Source organism: Methanosarcina barkeri MS, from assembly GCF_000970025.1.
In the GTDB taxonomy this organism is placed as follows: domain Archaea; phylum Halobacteriota; class Methanosarcinia; order Methanosarcinales; family Methanosarcinaceae; genus Methanosarcina; species Methanosarcina barkeri.
The window spans coordinates 4,428,639-4,451,546 of record NZ_CP009528.1 but is presented as its reverse complement, the minus strand read 5'-3'; the positions used below and the strand labels follow the sequence as shown (position 1 = coordinate 4,451,546).

The 22,908-nt window shown below is 38.7% G+C and carries 14 protein-coding genes and 2 pseudogenes; 8 read left to right on the top strand and 8 right to left on the bottom strand.

Annotated features, from left to right (window positions below):
• Window positions 1–39: 39 nt before the first annotated feature.
• On the bottom strand, window positions 40–2,838 hold the full coding sequence (locus tag MSBRM_RS18250; RefSeq protein ID WP_230629045.1) for a CYTH and CHAD domain-containing protein: 2,799 nt from the start codon (window positions 2,836–2,838) through the stop codon (window positions 40–42).
• 362 nt (window positions 2,839–3,200) lie between these two features.
• Here MSBRM_RS18250 and MSBRM_RS22240 point away from each other — a divergent pair.
• Window positions 3,201–3,511 (top strand): annotated as a pseudogene (locus MSBRM_RS22240) (hypothetical protein); the annotation flags it as partial.
• Window positions 3,512–3,757: 246 nt separating this feature from the next.
• Here the strand turns inward: MSBRM_RS22240 and MSBRM_RS19810 are convergent.
• Window positions 3,758–4,440 (bottom strand): IS1 family transposase gene (locus tag MSBRM_RS19810; protein ID WP_230629042.1). Its coding sequence is split into 2 segments (ribosomal slippage): window positions 3,758–4,117 and window positions 4,120–4,440, totalling 681 coding nucleotides; the frame shifts between segments, so codons are not numbered across the junction.
• A 425-nt stretch (window positions 4,441–4,865) separates the two neighbouring features.
• On the opposite strand from MSBRM_RS19810, the gene MSBRM_RS18235 reads away from it, so the two are divergent.
• The 4 genes and pseudogenes from MSBRM_RS18235 to MSBRM_RS18215 all read left to right on the top strand — a co-directional run bounded on the left by MSBRM_RS18235 (window position 4,866) and on the right by MSBRM_RS18215 (window position 9,841).
• Entirely contained in the window at window positions 4,866–6,224 is a 1,359-nt protein-coding gene (locus tag MSBRM_RS18235) for a M12 family metallo-peptidase (RefSeq protein WP_048156598.1), read from the top strand.
• 117 nt (window positions 6,225–6,341) lie between these two features.
• Window positions 6,342–6,845, top strand: a complete 504-nt coding sequence (locus MSBRM_RS18230; protein WP_048122524.1) for a hypothetical protein — start codon at window positions 6,342–6,344, stop codon at window positions 6,843–6,845.
• Window positions 6,846–7,818: 973 nt separating this feature from the next.
• Window positions 7,819–8,073: pseudogene (locus tag MSBRM_RS18995) on the top strand (transposase); the annotation flags it as partial.
• 646 nt (window positions 8,074–8,719) lie between these two features.
• Window positions 8,720–9,841 (top strand): ORC1-type DNA replication protein, encoded by a 1,122-nt coding sequence (locus tag MSBRM_RS18215; RefSeq protein WP_048122522.1) that lies wholly within the window; start codon window positions 8,720–8,722, stop codon window positions 9,839–9,841.
• A 254-nt stretch (window positions 9,842–10,095) separates the two neighbouring features.
• On the opposite strand, the gene thsB is transcribed toward MSBRM_RS18215, so the two are convergent.
• Window positions 10,096–11,754, bottom strand: a complete 1,659-nt coding sequence (gene thsB / locus MSBRM_RS18210) for a thermosome subunit beta (RefSeq protein ID WP_048122520.1) — start codon at window positions 11,752–11,754, stop codon at window positions 10,096–10,098.
• A 1,011-nt stretch (window positions 11,755–12,765) separates the two neighbouring features.
• Here thsB and MSBRM_RS21825 point away from each other — a divergent pair.
• Both MSBRM_RS21825 and MSBRM_RS21820 read left to right on the top strand, forming a co-directional pair.
• The gene (locus MSBRM_RS21825; protein ID WP_218104599.1) at window positions 12,766–13,284 is read left to right on the top strand and encodes a serine hydrolase domain-containing protein; all 519 of its coding nucleotides are present in this window, start codon (window positions 12,766–12,768) and stop codon (window positions 13,282–13,284) included.
• A gap of 2 nt (window positions 13,285–13,286) precedes the next feature.
• The gene (locus MSBRM_RS21820; RefSeq protein ID WP_218104600.1) at window positions 13,287–13,787 is read left to right on the top strand and encodes a serine hydrolase domain-containing protein; all 501 of its coding nucleotides are present in this window, start codon (window positions 13,287–13,289) and stop codon (window positions 13,785–13,787) included.
• 669 nt (window positions 13,788–14,456) lie between these two features.
• On the opposite strand, the gene MSBRM_RS18200 is transcribed toward MSBRM_RS21820, so the two are convergent.
• The 4 genes from MSBRM_RS18200 to MSBRM_RS18185 form a co-directional block, all read right to left on the bottom strand.
• The gene (locus MSBRM_RS18200) at window positions 14,457–15,200 is read right to left on the bottom strand and encodes a DUF169 domain-containing protein (protein WP_048123655.1); all 744 of its coding nucleotides are present in this window, start codon (window positions 15,198–15,200) and stop codon (window positions 14,457–14,459) included.
• Window positions 15,201–15,244: 44 nt separating this feature from the next.
• Entirely contained in the window at window positions 15,245–16,864 is a 1,620-nt protein-coding gene (gene sepS, locus MSBRM_RS18195; RefSeq protein ID WP_048156595.1) for an O-phosphoserine--tRNA ligase, read from the bottom strand.
• A gap of 506 nt (window positions 16,865–17,370) precedes the next feature.
• Window positions 17,371–18,003, bottom strand: coding sequence for a translin family protein (locus tag MSBRM_RS18190; protein ID WP_230629040.1), 633 nt, complete (start codon window positions 18,001–18,003; stop codon window positions 17,371–17,373).
• A gap of 787 nt (window positions 18,004–18,790) precedes the next feature.
• On the bottom strand, window positions 18,791–19,063 hold the full coding sequence (locus MSBRM_RS18185; RefSeq protein WP_011306220.1) for a UPF0147 family protein: 273 nt from the start codon (window positions 19,061–19,063) through the stop codon (window positions 18,791–18,793).
• A 287-nt stretch (window positions 19,064–19,350) separates the two neighbouring features.
• Between MSBRM_RS18185 and MSBRM_RS18180 the strand changes: the two genes are divergently transcribed.
• Entirely contained in the window at window positions 19,351–20,025 is a 675-nt protein-coding gene (locus tag MSBRM_RS18180) for an Sjogren's syndrome/scleroderma autoantigen 1 family protein (protein ID WP_048156592.1), read from the top strand.
• Window positions 20,026–20,100: 75 nt separating this feature from the next.
• Here the strand turns inward: MSBRM_RS18180 and MSBRM_RS18175 are convergent, their stop codons facing one another.
• Window positions 20,101–22,812, bottom strand: coding sequence for a DEAD/DEAH box helicase (locus MSBRM_RS18175; RefSeq protein ID WP_048156590.1), 2,712 nt, complete (start codon window positions 22,810–22,812; stop codon window positions 20,101–20,103).
• Between the last annotated feature and the right edge of the window lie 96 nt (window positions 22,813–22,908).

Below are 22,908 nucleotides of genomic sequence, written 5' to 3'. Positions count from 1 at the left end.
TACTAAAGGTTATTATACTAACGCAGATTTTTCACTACGTTAGTACAGGTTTTTAACTGCATTTTCAATCCTTTCCCTGAAATTTCCATTGCATATCTTTCCCCAAGCATCGGGAAAGGAATTGAGCAGAGTCTGAAGTTCTTCTTCTCTGTATTCAAGATAGGATTCGATTCCTTCTGCATTTCCTTCTGCACTTCCTTCTACACCTTCGGAAAATTTCTTTTTCCCTGAAGCTTTTTCGCTCTCGACAGAACCCCATTCTCCGGTTCTCAGGTAAGAACCCAGCAGGTCAAGTGCAACTACTGTATCATGGAGATCTCCTAGATGGTCCTGGAAAGTTTTGAGTTCCTTGATTAGGTTTTTTGCGTCTTCTCCAAGCACGCTCTCAAAAAATTCTAGGGTATAACGCATTCCTTTGGCTGCAATCCTGAGCCTGTGCAGGCGTTCTACAGAAATATAAGGGCCTTCTACCCATTCGGAGTAAGCCCTGATATCTGCTAAACGTGCATAGAGGATTGAAGGAAGCACTTCTCTTACCCTATGGGGCAATGCATCATGTTTTTTGTTAGTTGCAGGAAGGATCAGGGTTTCTGGAGAGGCAAGTACGTCTGAAAAGTCTCTTTTGAAAGTCCGGTATTTTTCACTGTCCAGATAATCAAGCATGTTTTTCCTGGCTTTTTCTCGCTCTTCCGTAAGCACTGCAACAAGCGGGTCCAGATCATGTTCATGTTCTGGAGGCAGGGTTTTCAGGTACTTTTCGGCTTTTTCGCGGAAAACGTCTAGGTCCCTAACATCCCCAAGTGAACCAAGCGTTCTCCTGAGCCCTTTGAGGTGCGGCTCAAGCTGTTCGGAATCAAGATAAGCCTCAAAAATCTTTGCTGCAGCTCTCATTCTGCGGACTGCGACCCGCATATCGTGCAATTCTTCGATGTCCTCCCCTTTTATAGTTCCTTCTTCATGAGAGAGCATACAGGAAAATTGATAGGAAAATATCTTGCAGGCAAGCTGCGCCATAGAGTCAGTCGGTTTGACAGTTACTTTTTCATCCGGTCTGCACTTCTTTTTTTCTGGTTTTTTCTCCCTTGAAGCTTGTTTCTTTTCTGGTTTTTTTTCTTCTTCAGCCTGTTTTTTTTCTAGTCTTTTTTCCTTCCTTTCCTGTTTTTTTTCTGGTTTTTTTTCCTCTCCGGCCTGTTTCTTTGTTTCTATTTCTTTTATTTCAGATTCTTTTATTTCGGATTCTTTTATTTCGGATTCTTTTTCAATTAGAACTTTTTCGTCTTCAGCAGCCTGAGAAAACAGGAGTTTGCTTCCGTATAGATATTTCCAGAGTTTACTTTGTGCCTCAAACTTTTTTGCAGTTTTTTCAGTTACATCCCCTATTATTTCTATCTCCAGAACGTTTTCAAGCGACCTTATCTTTCCTGGCTGAATTTTGAGGGATGCGAAAAGGTCTGAAATTGACACAATGGCTGCAAGCATCAGGGCTTTGTTCTGTAGACCGGGAGGCAGTCCTGTGTGGAATCCTTTCAAGTTTGAGATTAAGTTTTTTTCGCTTACGTAATGGCTTACAAAAAGATCCTGAAGTTCAATGATCAAGGAGAGCATTAAAATTTCGTGAAGCTTGAGTCCTTTTACAGGATGTGTCAGAAGAATTTCTCTGCTCATACGTGCGCTCTCGCCAGGAAAAATGGAGTTTCCGTTATCCTTCAGGAAGGCTGCAAGTCCCAGGAGTTTTCTCTCTTCCTGTCCCAGTCTGTGGCATACAGACAGTCCATCAAAAAGTGTAAGAGCATATTCCCTACCTTTTTCTGCCCGGTTTTTATTTGCTCCGTAATACTCAAGCAGGCTTTCCGGATTCCATTGTTTAAATTCTGACGCTTTCTTTTCCTTTTTTGAAATACAATTTTTTCCAGCCTGAAGATGGAATTCAGGATCTTTTTCTTTATAGGTTGTAAAAGGAAAAATAGAAAGTCTCTTTTCTTTAAACTCTGAGCGCAGGGCTCTTATTTTGGTTTGAGGAACTTTCAGAAGCAGGCTGAGCTCTTCACAGCTCTTTTCTTTATCAAGTTCCATCAAAATCTGAGCCTGCTTCCCATACATGTTTTTCTGGTCTGCAAGCTGTGCGCAAAAAACTCTTTCTCTCAGGTTAAGGAAGGTTTTTTCAGGAAGGTTCTCCATGAAAAGAAAAGCTCTTTCGAACTTAGAAAAAGTGCTTTCTGCCAGGTTGTAATGCTTGAGCAGGAAAAGCCGGATAGTTTCAAGCTCTTCCGAGCTTCCTTCACTTTTAAGCTCAACTTCAAATTCATTATAGTGCTTTTCCCTGCCTTTACTTTTCAGGTTCACCCGGTCAAGGTAAGTCTCAGCTATAATCCTTTTTCCCATTTTTACCTGGCGAATTACCCTTTTCTGTTTGAGGGACAGCAGCGGAAAAAGGTCAAGTCCTGCCGTAAATTCAAAAATCAGGTCTCTAATACGGGAATCAGGACATGCGAGTACTGAAGTTCCTTCAGGCAGGAAACTTACATACTCTTCTCGCCTGTGAGTTCCACCTTCAAAACCTCCCAGGCTTTTAATGGTTACCCAGCTCCCGTTTTCCCCAGATGATTTCCTGACCCGCAGGTAATAGCCCGAAGCCATAATAGACCGGTTCTCAGTATCAAAGAAAATATCCTCATTTAACTGGATTTTCGCTTCCGAAAGAGAGTATGAAGCAAGCTTTGAAAGGCTTTCAAGGGCCTGAAAATCCGTTTCTTCCATTACCAGAAATTTTGATTCTATTTCCATACTTTTTTCTCCCACCCAAGTCCCGTCTCGGGAGGACGGGTCCGTTTCGCTCACTTTGTTCGCTCAAGCGGAGTAATTTATAAATAAAGATACTTATGTGATAAAAGGGCTGGTTTACAAATTCGAGTGCAGTTTTCTTCTATGTTTTCATGGTTGTAAATTATCAAGTCAGCGTTTTCCAGAATGCGGAATTACCGTGATTACATGGTTATATTGAATATACAGATGTACGTTTAAGGTAACAGTTATATTGGTTGAAGTACTATAAATTCCAATAAATTTCAGCATTTCTATGGAGTTAGTGCTCCATTTTTATTTAGTTAATATTATATATAGTTCTAATGTAACTTGACTTTGTCACATTTCCTTTTCACGTCAACCGTGATGTATAATTTTTCCTTTATAAATTTAGTTTCATGAAACAAATAACAGCTGATTTCATCAAGTCAAATAATATTTCTGTAAAAAAAATACATTTCAGATAGATATCTTGAATCCTATCTTAAAAAACTCGTTCTGCCATTTCAGTTTGTATTGATTACCTTAATGGTTTGATTCTTCTGCCAAAACGGAAGATATGAGTAAAATGACAATCTACTGTTGTAAGTGTTCCAACAATCAGTCTTTAAGCCACTTCATCTCAAATTCTCCTTGGCCTTCTACAAATCTCCTCAAATTTGTAAGAACAAAAGCCGTTGACATTTATGTTTTAATGGGAAAACAAGGACCAAAACCAAAATTCACGATATCTCCTGTCCTAATCAAGATTGTAAATTTATCGTATCTCTGGAAAGGAAATATCATAGGCAACGGCACATATCAAATCAAGAACAAGAGAGTTCGCAAATATATTTGCCGCATTCGTGGCAGAGTGTTCAATGATCGAACAGATACTTTCTTTAAAAATCTTCGTAAGGATGAATTCATTATCAAGTTAGCCTTGAAAATGGCTATTAGAGGAATGTCGGCATTGTTAACTAATTATAGCTATCTCTTTATTTCTATGTTTCATCAATAGAAGAACAGGGTACTTTAGCATTTCAATACTCTTCGTATAACATTTTGTCTTTCGTCTCAACCTTGCCAGAAAGTGCCTCAATATGCCGTTATACCCTTCAAATGTATACGTTTCGGCTTTGGATTGAGTATGAATATTTTCTGGAAGAAACTCTGCATATGCTCTCCAGTGATCTGTCATCACTTCTCCAATCTCTTTCTGCTTTAATTTTTCCCATATTCGTTGTCCAGTTTTCGTTCCTCTGTTGCCAAAAGCGCAGTTGATGAATTTTTTCCCAACTCTATCAACAGCAATCCAGATCCAGCAATTTTTTTTTTGTTACCGATGTAAGTGTGCATCTCATCCATTTCAACAATAGATATCTCATTTTCGCTTTTTAGGTCCTCCAACTCCTGACCAAATTTCTTTATCCATTTTTGGACAGAAACATGACTTACTCCTAAAAATCTTCCTATTGAGCGAAATCCTAACCCTTCAAGATAGAGTTGCAAAGCCTGTCTCTTAACAGAAGGGGAGCTAGCAGTTGATTTTACCTCTACGGTATAGTTATATCCACAATCATGGCATTTGTAGCGTTGACGTCCACAAACTATACCATTCTTTTTGTGAGTGGAACTATTACACCTTGGGCAGTTCATATAGAAATATAGGTTCTCATAATATATAACTATAGTTAACTACCAAATCTCAATTTTTCCCATATCCGCAGCCTCCATAATTAACAAGCTGAGATAGTAGTAAAATACTAAAAAGCATGTTTAAGCAATTTTCGACAAATTGCTCTATAAATAATCTATGTTCAATTCTGTTTTGGCTCTTTAACTGACTTTTAACAATTAATTTCAGGCCTGTAAATAGCCCTTAACTTGCAATTGTTAGAGACTTTGGATATAAAAATATTTAATCTATAGTCACTTATTAAGAAAGTGAGAATGTTTTACAGGATTTAGTAAAGCTTGAGATATGTACCGAACCCTGCATACCCGAAGGCAAGAGTCAACTTTACAATAATATAAAGTTTGCTGAGTCTTGCCTTTAGTTAAAACAAAGAAGATAAGATGAAATGGAGATAAAGAATCATAAAAAAGTTGCCCTTGTAATGCTAGCAACCCTATGTTTTTTTACGGGTTTGGCTACCGCAAGTTCAGATCTTAAAATGGATTCAGTACAATATGTTGGGAATGAATCTATAGACGTACTCTTTAATCAATATTACGAAGAAATAAGTTTAGACGAACTTGGAAAATCTGGAGTGTATAGGTTGAATGTACCAAACACAATTACAAAATATGATCTACTGTTAATGAATCCAGAACTTTTTAAGAAAGATGCAGACTTAGGTAAAATGACTATCCAGTTAATTGGACAAAATTTTGAATTACAGTTAGAACCTGGTATATGGGTTAGCAAAGGAGATAAGGAAATAATTAAAAATGAGACTGGAATATACGAAATTGATATGCCCGAGGTATATAATTATTACGGATCAGTTGTTGGGATTCCAGAAAGCAAAGTTCGTTTTACAGTTTCAGATGATGCAGTTCTCGGATGGATCGAAGTCAAAGATGTAAAATATATAATATCCCAAGCCGGATGGATGGAAGAAAACGGTGAAAAAAAAGTACTCCACGTTGTGTATCGAAACACAGATAAAGTTATATCTGGCGTGCCACCTGCATCAGATGATGTAGCTTACGAATCCAATAATACTGTGGATGTATATTCTAAATCTGAAACTTTTAAGACTCAATCGCCGTCAAGTATCTTATCAACTACAACTGTGACCCTTCTGTCGGCATATGATACTGAGTTTAAAAATGAGTTTGCCAGTCCAGGTACTGAAATCTATAACATGATGGCTGATGTAAACAGTGCATACGGAGTTTCAGATATAGGTGTAAATTTCGATGCAGACTACTACTACTACGACTCCGATTTAAGCAGCACCAGATCAGACCTTCTGTTAGGTGAATTTCGCTCAGAAAATTCAGCCTTAAGGGACTCCGCAAATTGTGATCTTGCTTTTCTTTTCAGTGGCAAATGTTTTTCAGACAGTGCTATAGGAAGATCATACGTGTACTCAGGCTTGTCAAACGCAGCGTACGGAGTAGCTCAAATGGTGGATGAGCCAGGGACAACATATGATGGAACGTTTGACGACAGATGTAGTGTAGTTTCACATGAACTTGGTCACAATTTTGGTGCAGATCGCCAAGATTCGTCCCATGCATATGCAAAAGCTTACAGTTGGTCATACCTAGGATTTACCAGGTATTCTATTATGTATACTCCTTACAAAGGGATAGGTTCAATAGGTGGTATGCAGCTAGAGTTTTCTTCTGATACTAATCATGGTGACGCCACACATGACAATGCAAGAAGGATCAGTGAAACAAAGTCTACTATAGCTAATTTCCAGTAAATATAGAGCTAGCACACTTGCCTGCCTTACAGGCAAGTTCATTTTTAACTCCAAATTTGATAGATCCTATCTACTAATATATACCCCACTGAAGTAAAAATCGAGGGAAGTAAGGATATGAAAGGAAAGCATCTAATATTTATTGTAATAGTAATTTCACTTCTATTTGCATTATTCATGACTCCCCTTAAATATGACCTATTGGGACACTCACAACCAGGAAAATTAAACCTCACTATGATACCGGAAAAAACTCGGATACAGGAAGATAAGGTATTCCAGATTCATTTAACATTAACAAACATTGGAGAGAATACAATCAATGTCTGGAGGATGTATGAACAAGTGAGTTATGATATATTTTTCACCAAAGTGGATGGCTCTATAGTACCTTATGAATGTGGAGCTATCTCAAGAGTGCCACTTACAAACAAAGATCTTGTTGAATTGGACCCAGGAGAATCTCTAAATTGTACATTTGATTCAACATGTTGGAATTTGACAAAGGGAGAATATACCCTTAATGCCATATACGATACTACTTCTCCAAATGAAGATATTAGAAAACCCTATTGGATTGGTAAGATAAATTCCAATAATGTAACGATAATTGTAGAGTGAGTACTTTATTTTATCCCAAAATTATTTCGCTTTTTTAATTTCTTTATTCCAATTGTATATATCGTATACAGGTGACTCACTATTTTACTTCAACTTCAAATTTGTGTAACTATTCAGGTAGCCTTGTAAAGGCTACACAATTTTTCGGCTTTGTAGAAATCCTTAATTTTATGCAAATTATTTCTATCACTTTTTTGTTTATGTTGTACACTATCAATTTAAATTTAATTTCCTTTACTTGATTCCTGAACTTCCTTGACCTAATTGTTTCCCTAAGCTTTCTTTTCACTACAGAGAATGTTGTCTCTGATATATTTCTTTGATTGTATTTAATTTTGTCAAAGACCAGAATACAGGCTCTGTAGAAATCCCCTAAATTGAGGTTTGACACCATATTTTTATAGTTGTAATGTTATATTTTACTTTTAATTCATCTCATAAAAACGAAGGAATCTTCCAATATTGAAATCGAATAATACATCGAATTTGTTGATATCAGCCTTGAAATTGTCCAATCTTCGAGACTGAATCTTTATTCCTGCAAATATTCCAAGCATGTTTATACTCAACATCAGCTTCTTGTTCTGGTTTTATTGAAAGAATATATAAGCACAGACTATCGTGATTTTGTAGAACTTATCGACCTTATGAAAGATATAAAAGAAAAACTTAATCTTGATAAGATTCCACATTTCACTACCCTTCAAAAGTTTGTGTCAAGAATTCCTTCTTCTCTGTTTAACCTCATTTTGTCAAGGATTCTAAAGCTTTTTTATTCACATGGAGAAAATGTCTCTATTACAGCAACCGATGCAACGTATTTACAAGTTCTTACGCAAGTTATTATTATTCACGCAGAACAGGAAAGCTTCAAAAAAGTTTTCTGAAAACTTCAATGTCATTAGACACTAAAAAAGGTAATATTAGAATGGAAAATTAGTCAAAAAACAGATCATGAAATAAACATGCAAATGCTTTAATAAGACAATCAAATAGGACAAGAAAATCACAATGTTATGTGATGGATAAAGGGTATGATTCCGAAAAAATTCATACTCTAATTAGAGAAGAAATAAAAGCAGACTCAATTATACCTTTAAAGAAAAGAAAAGAAAAGAAAAGAAAAGAAAAGAAAAGAAAAGAAAAGAAAAGAAAAGAAAAGAAAAGAAAAGAAAAAGAAAGAAAGTTGGGGGAAAGTATAGAAAACAACTGTATTTTGGCTCTGTAGAAATCCTAATAAAATAGACAGAAACAGATTGGATTGAATTTAAGTAGACAAAAACAGATCAGATTCAATAATTGAGATCCAACTCACGTCTTGAATCACAGGTGTTTGAGATTCCTCCAGCAACAGAATTTCTATAGAGCCCTAAACTACAGGTCTTTTTAAATATCAACTAATTAATAGAGGAGCATCAATGGCTTAATTCACTAAATAAAACAGTTTGTGAAGCGGTCTTTTGCATACTCTATATGCCTGGATTGTACTACTGACTCTTGTTTTGTAATGGAAGGAATTGAGTGAAAATTCAAAAAAGCTAAATGCAGTAAAGCATATCTACTAAAAATTTAGAAAAAATGGCTGAAATATTTATAAAAATCTAGCTCTCTGGGAATTTAATTTACTAATGATAAATCTAAAACTCTCTTATTAATTGAAGTCCATTCATGTAATATCTGACCCGAATGTTATAGGTTGATGCATAGAGACCATTAAATTCAAAATCAGTAGAGATTATTCGATTAGAAATGCGGAATCACCTTATTTCTACCCCTGTAACCCATTAAGCTCGGCTCCAGCCAGAAATACTTTTACAGCCCGACTTTCAATATTATTGATAATAACCGATTAACAACCTATGGAGTAACTTCTCTTGACAGGTAAAGACATACTATTCTGGGATGAGACCCTATTTAAGGACCCGTCTGTGCTTGAGCCTGACTATCTCCCTGAATATTTCCCTCACAGGGAGTCACAATTAAATGGGCTCAGATTTGCGCTCAAGCCAGCCCTGCGCGGTATGCGGCCTTTGAATTGTTTGCTTGTAGGTCCTCCCGGAACAGGAAAGACCAGTGCAGTTATGAAGGTATTCGGGGAAGTTGAAGCTCATGCAACCGGTGTCGTTACTGTCAAAGTTAACTGTCAGATTGATTCCACACGTTTTGCAGTAATGTCCAGGATTTACAGGAAGCTTTTTGGAATCTCTCCTCCCAACTCAGGAGTTGCTTTCAGGAAAATCTTTGAAGCCGTAGTTAATTTTCTAGTTTCTTCGGAGAAAGTTCTGCTTGTTGCTCTGGATGACCTCAATTATCTCTGCTATGAAGGGCATGCCAATGAGGTGATGTACTCGCTTTTAAGGGCACATGAGCAGTACCCCGGAACAAAGATAGGGATAATTGGAATCGTAAATGATGCTTCGGACCTCTATTGCCTGGATTCCAGGGTGAATTCGGTATTCCTGCCTGAAGACATTCCTTTCCCGAGATACGAAAATGTCGAAATTCTTGATATTCTCAAAGACCGGGTAAAATACGGCTTTTATCCTAAAGTGATTTCTGATGAATTACTTGAACTCGTAGTATCGTATGTAGAAAGGACAGGGGACCTCAGAGTTGGAATTGACCTTCTAAAACGTTCCGGTTTTAATGCCGAACGCAGGGGAAGCCGCACAATCTCTTCTGAAGATGTGGAAAAAACTTACGAAGCGTCCAAACTGCTTCATTTGTGCAGGGGTATAAGCCTCCTTTCAGATCCTGAAAAACACCTGCTTGAGCTAATAGCAAAAAAAGGAGAAGTCCATGCAGGTGAACTTTACAAATCCTTCCACGAATTAACTCAGCTTGGATATACTCGTTTTTATGGAATTGTCAACAAGCTCCAGGTACTTAACTACATAGATGCGGACTTTACCGGCAAGGGCCAGAGAGGCAGGACGAGAATTATAAATACAAAATTCAGAGCTGAAGATGTTCTTAATTGCCTTGAAAAGAAGTAAGTAAAAAGTCCTGTAAAGCCAGATAAGGAGCTATACGTTTCAAAATTGAAAAACCTGAAAACAACCCAAATAACCTTCTAAAGCCTGAAAAAAGCCTGAAAAAAGGAGAGTTACTTGGAGATTCACATCAATTTCCGGTGAGAGGCCGGAAGAGAGTTTTTCAGACTTCAATTTTTAAGGGCTAAAAGGAAGGCATGGCTTGAAAACCGTGCCTTTCCCTGTTTGTCCCAAAATGATTTTGTTACCTTTCCGGATTACATCATTCCTGGAGGCATTCCGCCTGGCATTCCGCCTGGCATTCCGCCCATTGCTCCTGGAGGCATTCCGCCTTCTTCAGGGCCTGCTGCACGGGTAGAAGCTATGACGTCGTCGATCCTGAGAATCATAACTGCAGACTCAGTAGCTGCATTGATAACCTGGGTCTTGACTCTGAGAGGCTCAACTACGAAGTTTTTCCACATGTCAACGACTTTGCCTTCGTAAACATTGAGTCCTGCGGTCTTTACACCTTTTTCGTGCTGTGAACGCAGCTCCATGAGCATGTCGATTGGATCTAGGCCTGCGTTTTCTGCAAGAGTTCTTGGAATAATCTCAAGAGCTTCAGCATAGGCTTTAACTGCAAGTTGTTCTCTACCTTCGAGGGTTGCTGCGTATTCCTGGAGTCTGAGTGCAACCTCAACTTCAGGGGAACCGCCGCCTGCAACGAGCTTCTCATCTTCGATTGCAACTCCGACCACACGCAGGGCATCTTCAAGAGCACTGTCAATACTGTCAACAACATGCTCTGTACCGCCGCGCAGCAGGATTGTTACAGCTTTCGGGTTGTCGCAGCCTGTGACAAAAGTCATGCTGTCTCCGCCAACCTTTTTCTCTTCAACGAGTGCTGCATATCCGAGGTCTTCAGGAGTGATTTCATCCATGTTTGTGATGAGTTTGCCGCCTGTTGCTCTTGCGAGTTTTTCCATGTCGCTCTTCTTAACTCTACGGACAGCAAAGATACCTGCTTTTGCAAGGTAGTGCTGGGCAAGTTCTTCAATTCCCTTCTGGCAGAAGACAACATTTGCTCCGCTGCTGATAACCTTCTGGACGATCTTCTTGAGCATCTGCTCTTCCTGATCAAGGAAGGACTGGAGCTGGTCAGGGGAGGTTATGGAGATTTCCGCATCTACTTCGGTGTCCTTCAGTTCGATTGCGCTGTTGAGAAGAATGATTTTTGCGTCCTTAACTTTTTCAGGCATGTTGGGGTGGATTCTTTCCTTATCAATGATCATACCACGGATAAGCTCGGAATCCTCTACCTTACCGCCGACTTTCTTAACAACATTGATGTTGTCTTTGTCAACAGTATTCTTTCCGTTTGAGTCTACAACGCTTGTTACAGCATCTACGGCGATCTCTGAGAGGAGTTTTTTGGAGGACTCTGCACCTTTTCCAGTCATTGCAGTTTCAGCAATGCTGACCAGCAGGTCACGGTTGGACAGTTCTACTGTCATTGCAAGGGAGTCCAGGACTTCTACGGCTTTTTCGGCTGCAAGCCTGTACCCTGCTGCGATAATTGTCGGGTGAATTTCCTGCTCGATTAAATCCTCAGCTTTACTTAAGAGCTGGCCTGCGACTACAGCTGCACTGGTAGTGCCGTCTCCGACTTCCTCATCCTGGGTCTTGGCTACTTCTACTACCATCTTTGCTGCGGGATGTTCGATGTCCATTTCTTTGAGGATGGTTGCCCCGTCGTTTGTAATAACCACATCGCCCATGGAGTCCACAAGCATTTTGTCCATGCCCTTGGGACCAAGGGTTGTTCTGACTGCTTCTGCTACTGCCTTTGCAGCCATGATATTATTATTCTGGGCATCCCTGCCTCTGGTTCGCTTACTTCCTTCTTTTAAAATAAATATTGGCTGTCCTGCCATGATTTAATCCTCCATTAGTATGAGTTTGAAATAGCTCTGCAATTAAAATTGCATTTTACATGTTTGTACTTCTATATAAACTCATCCCACTGGCAGCTCTGGATCCAACATTTCGCAGTATTTTTTTGAAAATAAATATTTTATCTTGATAGCGTTTTTGAAACATATTAAAGTAATTTGGGTACATAATGACATTTGGTGAAAAGTGAATTATACCATTTTTATTTTCTAATATGATGGCAGAGCTCAAAACCCTCTTCTTGTGGGTAATTTCCCGGAACATTGTGAAGAACTCTATGCTATGTCAATTGATTATGTTAATGAGTATGTCCTCTTCAAGAGAGTCAAAGATCGTTGGGAAGATCTCTATAATCTTGAAGGTCTAAAACCAAATTCTAATCCTTCCAGTCTCTCTCGATCTATGAGTATTCTACAAACTGAAAAGGCTATAAAAAACTGTAATTTTTCTCAACTCTAGCTAAACAAAATAAAAAAACGTTTCAGAAACTTAAATTCTAATTTGAAATTAAAAATAAATTAATACTTTATTCCAAAAAATATTATGTATTATATCCTTTTTTCAAAAAATACGTATAATTTTAATTTAAAACTCTATTTAATCCAATTTAAAATCGTAAAATTTATCTAGGAGTATTGTACTTCTTTTTTTGGTGAGCACTTGTGAAGTCTCTGGTTATCACATTGAACAAAAATTCTAAATAAAAACTATTTTTGGAGGTATTAGGTGTTTTTGATTTCATATTCCCAGTCAAATGTACGGGTATAGATCCTGATCTTAATTGGTTTAATAAGAAGATTAACCAAAAAAACGTGAAATATAAAGAATTTAAACCTTTTTAAGGAGTTTTATATACTAAATTACTATTATTTGGCTATATTTTCGACATATGGAGCTATTAATCTCTTTATTAGTGATATAAATGTATTAAAAAGCTTAAATGAGAGTTAAGAACAAAAGCACTATATTATGTCTTTGGGGAAGTGTCTATAATGCAAAGAAACTACTGGCCAACTACAAAATGGAAAGCTGTAGACTCGGGAACCTTGAGAATGGATTCAGAAAAGCTTTCAGAGCTTGAACCTATGATAAAATCCGAGTACAGCAATATAAATGGTATTGTTGTTGTGAAAAATGGATATATCGTTTATGAAAGATACTTTAATGGTTATGGCCCGGATGATACACACCATGTGGCATCTGTAACGAAAAGCATAATATCTGCTCTTATTGGTATTGCCATAGATGCAAGATATATTGAAAATGTAGACCAGAAGGTGCTGGATTTTTTCCCTGAGTACGCTCCCGATTCTGCTGATTTACAGAAACGAGAAATTACCATACGCCATCTTCTCACTATGACGGCCCCTTATCTATTTGAGGACTGGCACGAACCGCTGGACAGGATGTGTATGCAGCCTGACTGGGTAAAGTATATTCTGGATATGCTGGGCCAAAAGGGAAGTATTGGAACTTTTAAGTATTCCACTGCAGGGGCGCACCTGCTTTAACTATCATTACTCGTAGCACAGGAAAAAGTGCCCGTGAGTTTGCCAATGAACGCTTATTTAAACCCATTGGCATGAAAGAAATCCCGGATCATGAAATGAAAGCGTTTGGGTTTGAGGATTTATTCGGGAAAAATGTGAAAGGATGGGTTAAAGACCCAAACGGTAACTCTACGGGAGGATGGGGACTTAAGCTGACTCCCCGTGACATGGCACGTTTCGGTTTTCTATATCTTAACCATGGAATTTGGGACAATAATCAGATTATTTCCGGGACATGGATTGACGAATCAACAGCTATGAACCTCAATAAATACGGTTATTTGTGGTGGTTACGCGAAGAGGACGGGGTTTTTGCATATTTAGCACTGGGAGACGGTGGTAATGTTATTTGTTGTATTCCAGAAAAAGACCTGGTCATAGCAATTGCATCAGAATTCATTATTAATCCTCTTGATAGGTGGAAATTGATTAAAGAATGTATTATCCCGGCTACACTGGACTAAACTTATCTCCACCCGATCTGGAAAAGATATTTTACTGTAATTGATGTTGACCTGTCGAATATACGTTTCATATAGCTGTCTTTCCGCAGATGTCCTCTTAAAATGAATAATTTTCTTGCTATCGTTTTTGGAGTGATTTCCAAAATTTAGTATTGAGATTGTCTGGGATCTCAATTGTTGCTACCAAAAAACAAGAAGGAAAACCTTTACTGAATATATAATGTTTAAATGAATAAGTAAACGGAGAAACACAATTTAAAATAAGATATAAAGATACTAGGAAAAACGATATCGGGAAAAATAGTAAAATTTATCAGACATCTGCGGAAAGTGGGATATAAGTTTTTCAACAAAAAATGCCGCTTTCGGTTGCATATTTTTAAAAAAATTGAGTTTAAAAATGAGTTAAAAGAATGGGTTACTTACTAATTCCAGAATGAGATTTTCTTACTAATTTCAGAATGAGATTTTCTTACTAATTCCAGAATGGGTTTTTCTTACTAATTCCAGAATAAGATTTTCTTACTAATTCCAGAATAAGATTTTCTTACTAATTCCAAAGTGAGATTTTCTTCCTGATTTCTGGAAGACTAGCAGGTATAGAAGCACATATAGTTTCAATAATTCTTTATTTGCTCTTGGAAACCAGAGAATTCTTTAATTAACTTTTTACTCCCTCGTTTCCGGAAGTTTTGAGAGAATTTCTTCTATTTCAGATGCTTTTTCAAAAGAAAGCCCAAGAGGAACTTCAAAATCTGCATATCCACTGTGTTTTCTTGATCCCTTGCACCCGAAAGATAGGCCCATACCTTCCCTGTATGCAAACACTGTACAGTCTCCACAGATGGAAGCTGCACCCATTGTATCCATTACTGCCCTTTTTCCTTCAGGGTAGGCACTTGCCTGAACAATGCGCATAGCTTTTTCAGGTTTCAGGAAAAGAATCAACACATCAAAACAACCTTTATTCAGAGATAAGGGCTCGATTCTCACAAAACAAAACTTTTTTTTCAATCTCGGGAGTGATAAGGCTGCATTTTCCGCAGCCTGTGAGTCTTTATATCTTCCTGAACTCAGGTAGTATGCTGCAGGGCTCTTTTCAGAAAAGCCCAGCACATAATCCCCAGGAGAGCAGTTCTGCCCTGAAATAAGGAACGCTTCTCCCAGACGGGCTTTTTGCACAAGTTCGCAAAAAAGAAAATTGGATTTTTCAGGAAACTTTTCGTCTCCTGTGCCAGCTACTATCTCCTTGTTTTTTCTCTCAATACTTTTTTCAGCTTCGTGCCCTACTTTACTTCCGACTTTGCGCCCAATTTCGTGCTCTGTTTCGAAGGTTACACATACAGGCTCGCCGGTCTCCATTAGCTGGCTGAGCTCCGGATATTTTGAAAAAGGGCTTTGGTCGGTGTGCATGTAATTTGCTCCTGTTTTTTCTGGCCTTCGCGCTTTTCTGGCTTTCACACGAATTCAGCTTTTACAGATGTGAAAACCGGGCCTCTCATATCTATTTTTTTCTTTTTGCCTGTGATATAACGCTGAGCAATAGAGCCTATTCTCAGGTTAACTTCCGAGGGAACTTTGGCGATTCTTATCCTGGCTATATGCTCAGTTGCTCCTGACATAGCAGCTTCTTCAATTTCTCTGGCGGCCTGGGCTGCAAATGCTTCTATAAAGCGAATTCCTGCCCTTGCAGAATGGTTTTCAAAAGCTTTCTGCCATTTCTTGGTATTTGGAATTCCCATTATTTCTCCCTGATATGCTACAACTTCATTAAAAGCTGCAGGTCCGCAAAGCTTTGTGTTTTCTTCGGGCTCGATTACGGAAACTTTTACTTTTCTCCCGCAAACTTCTCCTTCCCAGGCAGGGAATTCACAGGGGCTTGGTTCTTCTCCATGCAGTTCGCACTGGGAAACAATGGAAGCTGCAATCGCAAGTCCTTCAGGAGTTTCGGGTACCTTATCTACGAAAACCTGTTTTGCAAGTTCACCATCTGACATTTCCCACTCAGTATACTGTGGAATCTGTGGATAGGTAAGAGAGCGGATATCGGGGGCATCATGAAGAATCATTGCTAGCCTTTCCACTCCAAGCCCGAGATTCATTACAGGATACGGGATATCATATTGGGCAAGCGCTGTTGGGGAATAAATTCCGAAAGTTGCAATCTCGATCCAGCCGTCAGAGTACTTTGAGTTAGAGCCCACAAGTTTTGGATGGAAGGCAAACACCTCGGTCTGCGTGTCAGGAATATAGTATTTGCTGCGTTTCTCATCGGGCCTGAAAAGGAATTTTTCAAATCCAAACTGGGAAAGGAGCCCTTCTGAAACTGCTTTTCCATGGTCAACAGTCACATCTTCATCCATAATTACGCAGGAAGCCGAATAATAGGTCATGAGTCTTGAGGCATCCTCTTGCTGTTCTCGTCTAAAACAGCGGTCTACGGAGAAGAAGTGGAAGGGTGGCTCTTGTCTTTCAAGGAGGGCACTGAGAGAAATAAACCAGCCGCTGGTCATGTGGCTGCGGAGAGTCTTCGTGCTTGCCTGGGGTACAAGCTCTTTAAATTCCGGGAAAACCTTTTCGATCATATCTGCAACAAGTGCATCCGAAACTCCAAGTACTGTTGAAATCTCGGGTACAAGGTCGTCTCCTTCTATTTTTCCTTTTTTATACGAATGGAGAACCTGTCTTATCTTTTCTACTCCATCGTCGCCTATGTCCCCGAGAATCTCTTTTACCTCTGCGGTGCGCTCATCGGAAATTCCAACGTTCGGTCTTGGCAGGCCTGCAAGATAAAAACAGCGGTCTAGGACTGCAAGAGCTTCGCTTCCGAACTGTTTGTGTACCTCTTTATCATCCACTATCAGAGGGTTCATCATTTCTTCAAAGCCCATTCTTAAATATGCTTCTCTAAGTTTCTGGATTGTATCGTAAACGGGATGAGCTTTTCCATATTTCAAAGTGGTTCTGGGATAACGTTCGTTCAGAGTAGGTGTCTTGACAAGTTTTTTGCCCTCATTCCAGGTAAGGTCGAAGTTCTCTTTAGCGTCCCTCTTTATTTTTTCCGGATCAAATTTCATGCATAATCCTCTTGAATAGATTATTGGAATTCTAGATTATTGGAATTATAAGTCTGTCAAATACGTTTATAATCTGTAAAGTTCAATTCTAAACCTGCTAATTAGTATATAAATTGCCAAGTTTAATATTAAGAATATCGTGTATAATTATAAACTGTCAACATTAATTCTAATTCTGCTAATTTTAATCCTACGTTAGTTAACTTGGAAATTCTATATTCCAAGGTTTAAATAGTTAAACTGCCGGAAGGCTAGTAATTGTTAAACTAATCAGCGGTTTAATAGTTATCGAGTGAGCTGTATATTAGTGGAATCTGTATTATTAGTGGATTAGTGGAATCTGTATTATTAGTGGATTAGTGGAATCTGTATTATTAGTGGATTAGTGGAGTCTGTATTAGTGGAAGCTGTATATTAGTAGATTGCGTTTTACGACCAACTTTAACTTTTGCGGTTCAAAAGTGCTGATTTTCTCGATATTTAAGCATTCTTTTATCTAAGGCTATCTAAAGTTTTGATTCCATATTTCGCATTGCAGCCTCAAGCTTTTTCTGACCAATTGCGTTAACAACATCACCGCGCGTTTTTTCTATTAAGGAGCGGGATACATCGGTTTTTCGCCTCAGTCCTCCTGTTATGGCATCAGGGTAGTCAAAGTCCATAAGCACTGCATGGATATTTTCCATAATATCTAAAAACACTTCGGCTTTCTCAAAGGACTCTTTCCTTATAAGGTCAAGAACGTGCCTCCTAAGCTCTCCGACAACGTCCCCAAGCCCATTAAGGTAAGCTGCATATTCTACTCTTAACTCTTCGGGGGAGGGAAGTTTTCCTTCTTCTTTTAGCAGGCTGCTGAGGACTGAAACCTCCGAATACTCCTGCTGGGCATGTTCTACAAAGCCTGCATAATAAATGTCAGCGTGCCCTTCGAAAAGAACTTCAAGTTTCTCAAGCGCATGTCTTGCGGTTTTGATACTTTTATCTGCTTTTTCAAAGTCCTGGCCGTGCAGAGCAAATGATGCTGTCCTGCATTCCCTGACAACTTCCCGTGAAATCTTCAATCCCTCTTCCCTTATACTATCCTTAGCCTCAAAATTTTCTCTTATTCGGGCCGAGATTTCTTCAAGCAAGATTTTCATACCCCCTTTTATGTTTTTTAGCCTTTTACACGATTAGTTTTTCTGCCTAAAACTAATTTTCAGCTTAAAACTAAAATAGTTATTATACGTTTTCTATAGTTTTTCCAGAATTCTAAAATCTCATCTAAGAAATTCTTTTCAAATATCTCACGTCTATGTATAAATTTTTTCCCTGTATATACTGAGTTCAGAATTCCTTAAATTTTCACTTTAAAATCTTCACTTTAAAATCTTCACTTTAAAATCTTCACTTTAAAATCTTCACTTTATATAGTATGAGTTATATCTAAGTTTGAAATTCCTTAAATTTCTATTTTTATTCTATTATTTTTCCATTCTATATTTCTCAATTTTTTCTATTTAATTCTCTTACATTTTTCCATTTCATCTTTTTACATCTTTTTGGATTCGGCCCTCTTACATTCTTTTCTATTCAGTCCTCTTACGTTCTTGAGTCAACTTATAATCCGATTTTAAGGTCCAGAGTTCTAATCCAGTTTTCAGGAAAAGATATAAAAAAGAAGGAAAAGGGCTTTTTCCTTGTCGATATCCTCTAACTTCCAGAAGACAATTCCAAAATCAGCTTGAGGTAGCTAATAGAATAGTAAGGTTGTTACCTTTTAGTTCTTTTTTTAGAATTAGTTAGAGTTCGGGATTTTTAGCAGGATCATCTCGAGAGATGTTTTTCTTGGAGCTTGTCTGTTCCCAGCATTTGCTCCCACGCAAATTCTATTTTTATATTTTAGAATCTATGTCTGTATGAATTGTGTTTATGTCATCTACAGGATTACTCATCTACAGGAATGGTCTCGAGCTGGCTTGAGAGGTTCCATATCAAAGTTCTTGTGTGCAGAGGAAGGTTAGGATCATTGCTTATATCTTCGAGAATGGAAATGCTTGATGCCGCTCTAAGAAAGAGAGGTTCGGATTCGTTGTTCAGTATGTCCATAATTTCATTTACGGAACGCCTGATATTTCTAGGAACTGAAGAGTCACTGGTTATACTTTCTAGGACTTGAAGACATTGTTTTATAACATCTGCTGAATCATTTGATGACATTCTAATCACCTTCGCAGTTAATTATTATATAAAAATTAGAGCTAATATAGCTAATATAGTATGGTATAGTATAGATTAGTCTAAGATAGGCTTGTTATATAAAATATTATCGGTGATTTTAAAGGTTCCCCATATCAGAGTCTACCCATTGTGATTCTGTATTTATTTCCTTTTTCTTATTTACACAGGATAAATTAGCTTCATATACAGTGAGCTACAGGAAAAATTTTATAAAATAAGTGAGAAGCAAATGCATAAGAAGCCGTGAACAAAGGAAGGCCAGATCTATGGATTCTGAAAAAGATAAAAAAGTAAAGCGAATAGCACGTTTCCTTGAACTAGGGGGCACAATGCTTGCTGAGCATTGTAATGTCTGCGGGGCCCCAAAGTTCCGTTATCAGGGTAGAGTAATCTGTCCTATATGTGATGTCCAGGAAGAAAAAGAAGCTCCGGAACCAGCAGTCACAGAAGTCCCGGCTCCTGAACCCAGACAGTCTACAGAAAAAAACAAGTCTTCTCTTGAGACTAAGAAGAGAGTTCAGGCGCACAGGCAAAAATCAAGGTTCGGGCCGAGAACCTCGGAAACTGACGAAGAAGAGGAAAAAGCTATCGAGCCAATAAAAGAGGAAATTCCCGTATTACCTTCTGAAAAAGAAGAAGCAGGAAGGAAAGCACCTGCAGTTCCTAAAGCTTCTACAATCTCTAGAGCTTCTACAATTCCTAGAGGTCCTGTAGCTCCTGTAATCCAGGCTGCACCCTCAGAAAGAGCAGAAAAACCCGCGGCAGTATCAAAGGTAGCAGGAGTCCATAGAGACCGGAAGGTACTGGAAGACCTTCTCTTTAGAAAGATGGTCAATATTGCAGATTGCCTTCAGGATGAAACAGACCTGCGTAGGATTGCCGAAGATTTTGAATTAATTGGAAAAGGGCTTGGGCTTATAGAGCGCCTGAGGCAGTTATAAAGGTAAGAGTAAAAAGAAAGAGAATATTTTTTTCGTTACTTTTTTCGTTACTTTTTTCGTTACTTTTTCTGTCATTTATCCTTTATAGGGAGCCTCAATGAGTTCTCTAATTTTTGTTGCTCTTTTTGGTCCTATCAAGTTTACTTTCTTGAGTTCTTTGGCATCAGCTTTCATAATAGCCTCTACTGAGCCAAAGTGCAAAAGAAGGTTTCTTGCAGCTTTCGGCCCGATGTCTGCGATCGCGGATACCAGGTATTCCTGCTGCTCAGGAAGGGTACTTGTTGATTTTTTCCCGTGGGGATTGACTTCTCTTTTATTTCCCATCTGCTCACGCTTTGCAAGCATTTTTAAAATTGCAGCAGTTTCTTCTTCATCTCTTGAATATAGCAGTGACACTCCAAAATCAACAGCAATGGATATCAAGGAGCCGTAAATAGCATTAGGGTTGATTTGCCTGGAAGTGAAAAGTTCTGTTCCTTCAATGATAAGAACAGGTTTTTGATATACTCTTGTAAGATTAGATAATTGCGCAAAAAGATTACGTTTTCCATCAACAAGAGAGCTTACAAAGTCATCCGTGCGCTTTCTCTCCACAGCAAGGCGGTCGCTTACAACGTAATCACCAATTTCAAGCGTGGTAAATATAATTTCTACTCCAAGCTTATCAAGAACATTTGCAACCCCACTTTTTGCTTCCCTGAAGTCCACTACTATTTTCAGAGATTCGGGGTTGATTTCTATTTTGGATACTTCTGCAGCAGTTTCGGATGGGGATTCAGGTTTCTTTCCAGAAAGAGTTTCAAAATAAACAAAGGTTTTTTGCCTTTCTTTTAGATTTTCTTCCCTGCTTTTTTCTTCATTCTTTTGTTCTTTTCCGACTCCACAGTTATCTTCATTTATTTCTTCATTAGCCCTGTTACACTTTGAGCCAGCAGCCATATCCCTGCTGTCTACAGTTAAATCTTCGCTGTCTACAGTTAAATCTCTAACATCTGCAGCCCTGCCTCCGATGTTTGTAAAACTACTGTTATCTACAGCCGTGTCCTTGTTATCTGCAAAAACGGTAGTATCTACATCTTTGTCCCTGTTGTTTACAAAACCACTAAGATTTACAGTCAGATTACTGCTATTTATTTCAATCTCATTTTCAGCTTTACTTTGCGTATAATCCGGAATAAAAGCTTTGGATTCAAAGTCTGAAAGTTTCGAATCCTGCTTTAAATCTTTGGGTTCCAGAAGAGCTTCAAGCCCGTGCATGCTTTTTAGCATCCTTTTTTCCTTGTTCTTACTGCTCCAGTAATAGGCTTCGTCGCGTGTACCTTTTGTCACAAGTATAATGACTCTGCCTTTATGCTGCCTGCCTGTCCTGCCTTTACGCTGGATGCTCCGGATTTCCGAAGGAATGGGTTCGTAGAATAATACCAGGTCTGTGGAAGGGATATCAAGTCCTTCTTCAGCAACTGATGTAGCTACAAGTACGTTGTATTCTCCTGCTCTAAACTTATCGAGAACTTCCACCTGTTGTTTTTGCGTAAGTCCTTTGTCCTTACGGCGCGAGGCCTGCCCTACAAAACGGATAGGGGAAATTTCTGGACTTTCTGAGAGGGCATTTACCACTATCTCTGCTGTGTCCCTATAATTCGTAAAAACAATTACTCTGGAATCAGAACTTCCTTTTAGCTGTTTGGATACGAGTTTCCGCGTAAGCTCTAGTTTAGGATGTTCGACCTCGCATTCCTTTAATTTATAAAGGGCTTTTCTCATGTAGAGATCGTCCATCAGTCTTTTTGAAGCCTTGCTTGCACTGCTTGAAGAGGCTTCAGCATCAAGTTTCTCCAGGTATTTTCTGAGAGGCTCAAGTCCCTGAGTTTCAATCATTTCCACAGCATGGTTCACTTTCACCATTTCAGCAAGCACAGACATTGCAGTAAAAACCGCAGGGTCGCCTCCTATCCGGATTTCACCCTGCAGTTTCTTCTGGAGAAGCAAGAGGTCTTTTTTAGAGACATATTTCCCATTGCCTACTGAAAAACCCAAATCTCTTACGGTTACAAGCCGGTCATCAAAAATTTTTTCCAGATAGCCCCGGATTTCGGCCATTTCGGAAGGAAGCTGGACCTGAAACCATTCTATCTTTTTTTCCTGCACATAAGGACGGACATCTCTGTCTTTTTCAGTTTTCACGGAGACATTTTCAATGTGTAAAGCCTGACATACTTCAGAGATTTTCTCATCCGAACTTCCAGGGCTTGCAGTAATTCCGAGCACATGAGGGTTTTTTGCGCTTTCGAAGTATTTTTCCGCAATAAAGGTATAAGCGTAATTTCCGACTGCTCTGTGGGCTTCGTCAAAGGTTATGTGAGTTACATCCTCAAGGCTGATTCTTTTTGTAAGAAGGTCGTTTTCAATCACCTGAGGGGTGGATATTATCAATTTCCCCTGAGCCCAGAGTTTTTCACGTTCTGCAGGCGCAATGCTGCCTGTAAAAGTGAGAATCTCATCTTCAGGAAGAGCCATTACTTTTTTGAAAAAAGCCGCATGTTGCTCAACAAGCGGTTTTGTTGGGGAAAGAATCAGGGCTTTTCCCCCGAAACGCTGAAGCCTGGAAACAATTACAAAAAGAGCTATAATGGTTTTTCCAAGCCCAGTAGGAAGCACAACAAGGCTTGAGCCTTCGAGGGCTTTTCCCGCAAGATTCAATTGATAGAGCCTCTGCTCAACAGTATCGGGTTTTATCAGCGGGTGCTTCATGAACCCAGGTTTTTCAGGAAAAAGATTCTCGTTCATTCTATTTCAGGATCGTTTCTTTCAGATTAATTTATTCTAAATGTGGTTAAATTTATTTCAGGTCTGATTAATTTATCTCAGATTAATTTATCCGAA